General features: G+C 70.9%; 4 protein-coding genes. 3 read left to right on the top strand and 1 reads right to left on the bottom strand.

All coding sequences use genetic code 11. The features are described from left to right. Positions 1 to 373: 373 nt before the first annotated feature. On the bottom strand, positions 374 to 2,980 hold the full coding sequence (locus OOT08_RS05635; protein ID WP_325091603.1) for a helix-turn-helix transcriptional regulator: 2,607 nt from the start codon (positions 2,978 to 2,980) through the stop codon (positions 374 to 376). Positions 2,981 to 3,309: 329 nt separating this feature from the next. Between OOT08_RS05635 and OOT08_RS05640 the strand changes: the two genes are divergently transcribed. The 3 genes from OOT08_RS05640 to OOT08_RS05650 all read left to right on the top strand — a co-directional run. Continuing rightward, entirely contained in the window at positions 3,310 to 4,293 is a 984-nt protein-coding gene (locus OOT08_RS05640; RefSeq protein ID WP_325091604.1) for a siderophore ABC transporter substrate-binding protein, read from the top strand. 80 nt (positions 4,294 to 4,373) lie between these two features. Further along, positions 4,374 to 5,468: an ABC transporter permease gene (locus tag OOT08_RS05645; protein WP_325091605.1), complete on the top strand. Its 1,095-nt coding sequence runs from the start codon at positions 4,374 to 4,376 to the stop codon at positions 5,466 to 5,468. Continuing rightward, a partial coding sequence (locus OOT08_RS05650; RefSeq protein WP_325091606.1) for an iron chelate uptake ABC transporter family permease subunit occupies positions 5,461 to 6,180 on the top strand: 720 nt, incomplete at its 3' end. The genes OOT08_RS05645 and OOT08_RS05650, both read left to right, overlap by 8 nt.

Consider the following 6,180-nt stretch of genomic DNA (forward strand, 5'->3'; position numbering starts at 1 on the left):
TGGATGGGGCGCTCAGTCATAGGCCCAGTGTAGAGCCCGGGGCGTGCCGCGGCCCGCGGACGGCGGGGGTGCGACGCCGGGTGGCGCGCGACCGGGGCGGGATCACCGGGCGGCGCACACCCCGGTCGGCGGTACGTCTTGGGGGGATGAGCTGCTGGCGCAAATGATCGGGGGAATGATCACCAGCGTGCTCGACGTACCGCCGTCCGGATCGCTCACCGGTTCCTTGCGGATCCGATGACGCGACCCCCGAAGCAGTGCGTGCTTGCGGGGTCCGAACCAGTAAATCAGCCGGGCCGCTCCCGGGTGACCGGGGGAGGGTTTTGCGTCGTTTTTCACCCGCTTTCTCACCCCGACCGGGACGCCGCCCGGATCAGTCGAAGAGCCCCGTCTCGGTCGCTCGGCGCACGGCGTCCGCCCGCGAGGAGACCCCAAGCTTCCGGTACAGGGTGCGCAGCTGGGCTTTGACGGTGTTCGGGGAGACCCGCAATCGCGTCGCGAGGCTCGGGATGGGGTCGCCCCGGGTCAGCTCCGCGAGCAGGAGCCGCTCGCGCTTCGTGAGGGTGACGGTCGGCTGGGATGCCCGGAGCAGGTCCGTCGTCGCCGGGTCCCGGTCGAGGAAGCCCTGCACCATCGCCCGGTCCTCCTCCCCCACCAGGTCGGCGAGGGCGACGAGGTCCGCGCGCGGGGTGAACAGCATCGGCATGAGTCCCTGGGTGCTCCGCATCACGGCGAGCGCTTCCTCGGCGCCGTCGCGCGCGACCTCGCGGTGCCCGAGCCGGAGCGAGGCGGCCGCCGAGAGCAGCAGCCCCACCGCATTGTTCCGGGAGCGACGCCACAGGCTCGCCGGGTCGACGACCTCCCGCAGCACGGCCTTGGCCCGCTCCGGCCGCTCGGCGAGCAGGTGGGCGAGCCCGAGGACCGCCGCCCGGGTGCCCGAGTTTTTGGGGACCTCGCCGAGCTGCGTGATCGCCGCGGTGACCCGACCCGTGGCGAGGATGGCGAGGGCGCGCACGATGAGCAGTGAGCTGCGCCCGTCCGCGGAGGGCGGGGGCATCCGGTCCGTGCCGAGGGCCACATCGATTCGGGTGAGTGCCTCTGGGCTGCGCCCGAGGCATATCTGAGTGAGCGCATCCGCGACGGAGAACTGGACCCAGTGCTCCATGCCGGGAACGTGCGGGCGGACCCGGTCGAGCTCCGCCGCCGCGGCGGCGGGATCCAGCCGCTCCAGCGCGTCGAGGCTGCGGGCGACCCGGAATCCGGCGCCAAAGTAGCTCTCGGTCCACTCGGCGGGTGGCGCTCCCCGGTCGATGCGGGCGAGCAGTTCCCGGGTCGCGGTCATCTCCCCGCGCATCGCGGACAGGGCCGCGAGGTGCCCCAGCCCGTGGAAGGACGCCAGCGGGTAGCGCCCGCTCGCGAAGGCTTCCGCCAGCTCCAGCGCCCGGTGCGCGGCGGGCAGCTCGGCCGCGGCGGCGAGGGAGAAACCGCAGCTCTGCAGCAGCATGGGCGCGTTCGCCCCGAGCCGTTCCCGGTCCACGGCGCCCAGGCGCTCCGCCACCGCGAGCGCCCGGTGCGCGCGCCGCGCCGCACGGCCGCTGTCCCCGAGCAGCCGGTAGCTCGTCGAGGTCACCGCGAAGGCCCAGAGCGCCTCGCTGGGCTCCTCGGCGACGTCACGGCGGTCGAGCGTCTTCACCACACGCCGCAGGAGCAGCCCGACGCGGGGGCCGGGCGCGGCCGCGAACATCATGAGTGCGAGGTAGTAGGCGAGCACCGGGGAGGCCTCCAGCTCGCGCTCCCCGATGCGTTGCAGGATGCCGTAGACGCGCGCCGTGGCCTCCCCCGTGAACTGCGTCCACCCCGCGCGCAGGGCGCGGGCCGCGAGGTCGAGGTCGCCCAGGTCCACGGCGTGCTCCAGGGCGTCCGCGTAGCGCCCGCTGTCGAGCGCGATGCGCAGCAGGCTCTGCTTGATCCGGCCAAGTTCCCCGCCGAAGCGAATGAGGGCCTGCCCGTGAAACAGCCGCTGCCAGCGCGGGGCGAAGCGGAACCGGGGCTCGGCCTCGCCGTCGCAGAGGGCCCACTCCCCCAGGTCGTCGCAGACGGCCTGGGCCAGGTGGCCGTCCACCTGCTCGGTGCCGGTGATCGCCACCGCCTCGGCCCGCGTGACCGCCGGGGCGAAGGACAGCAGCAGGTAGCTGCGCACGACGTCGGCGATCTCGGGCTCGTTGAAGTACAGGTCGAACAGGGTCTTGGCCACCTGTTCGCCGTTCAGCACGCCCAGCTCCGGGGAGGGCGCCCCCGCGGGGACCGGCTCGCCGGCGAGCCGGAGCCGGTCGTGCTCCTGAGCGAGGCCGAGCCCGACGATGCGCGTCACGATGGGGCTCGGGTACAGCCCGGTGCCGAGCGTGGGGGGCACGGGGTGCCCGGTGATCGCGACGATCGCGCGCTCGGTTTCCTCGGGGGTGAAGTACAGGTCCGCCTGGCCGATCGTCGTCACGTCGAGCCGCGCGCCGAGGCTCAGCGCGCCGAGCTGGGCCGCCGCGCGGGTCGCCGCGACCACGCGGAGCAACCGGTAGCGCTCCAGCAGGTCGATGAGCAGGGTCTCGGCCTGCGGATTGCCCACCTTCGAGGCGTGGTCGATGAGCACCGTGAGGGGTCGGTCCCGATCGCGGAGCAGCCGATGGATCGTGGCGAGCGGTTCCTCTCCGGGCAGGGCCGCCGCCGCGTCCAGGCCGAGCAACCGGTCCCGGATTCCGAGCAGGAGGTGCGCGTAGCTCCCGTCGAAGCAGCTGCAATCCACGAACACCCAGTCCCGACCCGAGCGCTCCAGGTGCGTGGCCCACTGAATGAGCAGGACGCTCTTTCCCGAGCCGAAGGTGCCCCGGACCAGGGTGAGCGGTGCGGCGTCTCCCAGCCGTTCGATCAGTCGGGGGCGTTCGATCACCGCGGCGGAGAGCCGGGGCAGCGACAGAAATTCGGTCACGCTCTCCCCCTCAGCACCTCAGCCTCGCGTGCGACAGGCCGGCTCCCGTGCTCGCCCCGGAAACCGGGGGCTTGACTCGCTAGCGTACCCCCCTTTCCCGCCTCGCGCCCACCCGCACATCCCGCGCCGGACGCCCGCCGCGGACACCGCCCCGGACACCGACCCGGGGCCCGGGCCCTGACGCTGCCCGTTCGTCGCCGAGGGGTGCAAAGCCGGATCGATCCTGATAGGTTGCTTAGGTCATCCTAATTTAGGTAACCCTCGCCTTCGTCGGACCAGGGCGTCTCCCATCCGAGAAGCGCGTCTACTACGCAGAGGAACTCCCCACCATGAAGCTTTCCCCACGTCTGGGCGGCCTGTTCGCCGCCGCAATTGCCGGCAGCCTGCTCCTGAGCGGATGCACCTCCGGGGACACCGGCCAGGACACGAAGCCCGAGATCCAGCCCACCGAAAGCGGCTCCGTCTCCGTTGAGACGCTCGGCACGACCGTCGAGGTCCCCGTCGAGCCCGAGCGCGTGATCGCCCTCGACAACACCTCCTTTGAGACGCTCTACGACTGGGGCGTCACCCCGATCGCGGTCCCCAAGGGCCTGCTGCCCGCCAAGGGCTTCGAGAAGTGGATCGACGACGACAGCATCGTGGACCTCGGCAACCACCGCGAGCCCGACATGGAGGCCCTGTCCGGCCTGGAGGCGGACCTCGTGATTTCCGGGTACCGCTTTAGCGACTACAACGACGACATCGTCGGCATGGACATCGGCCCCGTGATCGACATCGCCGGTGACGACGAGGCCGAGGGCGGCTACGTCGAGTCCCTGAAGGCCCAGACCGAGGTGCTCGGCGAAATCTTCAACGAGGCCGAGAAGGCGACGGCGATCATCACGGAGCTCGACGAGGCGGAGCTGGCAGCCCAGGACGCCACGGACGGCGAGAAGGTCTTCCTCGCGGTCGCCACGGGCGGCAAGATCGACAACGGCGCGCAGCGCATCGGCCGGATCATCGAGCCGATGAACCTCACCGACGTCTTCGCCGGCGAGTCCGGCGACGTGCACGGCGACTCCGGTCTCGCCCCCGAGACCATCGCCCAGGCAAACCCCGACTGGGTGATCGTCCTGGACCGCGACGCGGGCGTCGGCGACGACTCCGCCCCCGCCAAGGCCCTCTTCGAGGCGCAGGAGGCCTTCGCCGGCACCACCTTCGGCAAGAACGACCAGATCATCTACCTGGACCCCTTCTTCTACACGCGCGAGGGTATCCAGTCGTACACTGAGGCCTACCAGCAGATCGCTGACGCGTTCTCGGCCGCGAAGTAACCCGGACCCCCGGACTCACCCGCGACCACCGGCGCGGGGTCGGCTCCGGCCGACCCCGCGCTGCTCAAGCCAGGACCCTCATGACGCACCCCACCGCACCGCCCGTGACCCCCGACCCCGCGGCGACGCCGCCACCCACCCCGGCCCCGCGCGCTCGCGCCTCGGCGGCCGCGCTGCCCGCGCCGAAGCCCGCCCGGGCCCGCTCCCCCCGCTTCCGCGCCGTGCTCCTCACGAGCATCGCGACGCTCACCGGCGCGCTCATCGTCGCCTCGCTCCTGATCGGCGGCTACGAGATCACGCTGGTCGGCATCTTCACCGACCCCGAGATGCGCGAGATGTTTCTCATCTCCCGGGTGCCGCGAACGCTCGCCCTCGTCTTCTCGGCCGTGGCGATGAGCGTCTGCGGCATCATCATGCAGATGATCACGCAGAACCGCTTCGTCGAGCCGACCACCGTTGGCAGCAGCCAGTGGGCGGGGCTCGGCATGCTCGTGGTGCTCCTCGTCGCCCCGCAGGCGCCCCCGATGGTCAAGATGATCGTCGCGGTCGTCTTCGCGTTCTTCGGCACCGGGCTCTTCCTGCTCGTGCTGCGGCGCATCGCGGTGCGCTCCTCGATCATTGTGCCCCTCGTCGGCATCATGATGGGCGCGGTCGTCGGGGCCGTGATCACCTTCCTCGCGGGCACCTTTAACCTGTTGCAGTCGATGGGCGCGTGGAGCTCCGGCGGCTTCAGCAGCATCGTGCGCGGCTTCTACGAGCCACTCTGGGCCGTGGTCATCGTCGCGGTGGCCGCCTTCATCCTCGCGGATCGGTTCACGGTGGCGGGGCTCGGCAAGGACGTGGCGACCAACGTCGGCCTGAACTACGGCCGCATCACCCTGATCGGCGTGATCATGGTCGCCGTGGCCACCGGCATCACGAGCGTGGTCGTCGGCTTCATCCCCTTCCTCGGCCTGGTCGTGCCGAACATCATCTCGATGCTGCTCGGTGATGACCTGCGGCGAAACCTGCCCTGGATCGCGGTGACGGGCGTCGGCTTCCTCCTCGCCTGCGACCTCATCGGGCGTACCGTCATCGCGCCGATGGAGATCCCGGCCTCGGTCATCTTGGGCTTCGTCGGCGCCGCCGTCTTCCTCGGTCTCCTCGTGCGGCAGCGGAGGAACGTCCTTGGCTAAGTCCTCCTCCTCAGCGCTGCCCCCGGCCCCGAAGGCCCCGCGGGTGGCTCGCCCCCCGCGGCCCGGCCTGCGCCTGGCCGTCACCGCGGCGATCACCGTCGTGGTGCTGCTCGGCTTCATGTTCCTCTTCGTTCGCGGCTCCTTCGCCTACAGCGTGGGGCTGCGCGCCACGATGCTCGGCGGGATGACCGTCGCGGCCTTCACCCAGGGCATCGGCACGGTCGTGTTCCACACGATCACGCAGAACCGGATCCTGACCCCGTCGATCATCGGCTTCGACTCGATGTACGTCCTCATGCAGACGCTCATGGTCTTCGTGTTCGGCGGCACCGTCATCAGCCAGACGGAGGGGATCCCAAAGCTCATCGCCCAGACCGCGCTCATGGTTGTCTTCGCAACCATCCTGTACCGGTGGCTGTTCTCCGGGCGCTTCGGCAGCCTCTTTCTGCTCCTCCTCGCCGGGGTCGTGATCGGCATGGCGTTCTCCAGCCTCTCGGGCTTCCTGCAACGGTTGCTCTCCCCCACCGAGTACGACGTGCTCTCGGTCAAGCTCTTCGGGCGCATCAGCGCGGTCAACCCCGAGTATCTGCCGCTCGCCTTCGGGGTCTGCGCGGTCATCGGGGTCGTGCTCTGGCGGCGGCGCTTCCGCCTCGACGCCCTCCTGCTCGGCCGGGACCAGGCCACGAGCATCGGCGTCGCCTACACCCGCGAA

This window comes from Leucobacter sp. M11, assembly GCF_035726885.1.
Classification (GTDB): domain Bacteria; phylum Actinomycetota; class Actinomycetes; order Actinomycetales; family Microbacteriaceae; genus JAPFRB01.